Genomic DNA, 661 nt, shown 5'->3' with positions numbered 1-661 from the left:
ATACTAGAGATGTTTGCAAAACCACACAGTGCGAAAGTCACGATAGCTTGAGAGTGAGCACTTAGCTGAGATTTCACTTCTGCTAGTTGGATGAAAGCAACAAACTCGTTCACCACGATCTTGTTACCGATAAGCGAGCCCGCCGTAATCGCCTCTTCCCATGGCACACCTAACAACCATGCGACAGGTGCAAATACGTAGCCTAAAATAAGCTCAAAGCTTAGTGGCGTACCAATAAGGTCTCCAACCCAACCTAGCATGCCGTTCAGCAACGCGATTACGCTGATGAACGCTAACAACGTACCACCTACAGACACAGCGATACGAACACCCGCCATTGCGCCATCGGCTAACGCTTCTACCACGTTAGTTGCGCGTGGAATTTCCACCTGGCTAATGTCGATATCTGGTGCTTTGTTCACATCTTCTGGCATGAGAATTTTTGCCATCAACAAGCCTGCGGGCGCAGACATAAAGGCAGCAGCGATAAGGTAGTTAAGATCAACACCCAACGAGGCATAACCTACCAACGTACCACCAGCTACTGATGCCAAACCACCTGTCATTACCGCAAAGAACTGCGAATCAGTCATGTGTTTTAGGTAGGGTTTCACCATTAGTGGCGCTTCGATAGTGCCGACAAAAATGTTTGCCGTTGCAG

General features: G+C 48.4%; 1 protein-coding gene. It reads right to left on the bottom strand.

The genetic code is table 11. From position 1 onward, the window contains the following. On the bottom strand, window positions 1-661 hold a 661-nt coding region (locus tag R7Q48_RS28000; protein WP_318133566.1), incomplete at both ends, for a nucleoside transporter C-terminal domain-containing protein.

It is taken from the genome of Vibrio sp. 378, from assembly GCF_033339435.1.
Note: the sequence above shows the minus strand (reverse complement) of the source record. Positions and strands in the feature narration are given on the sequence as shown.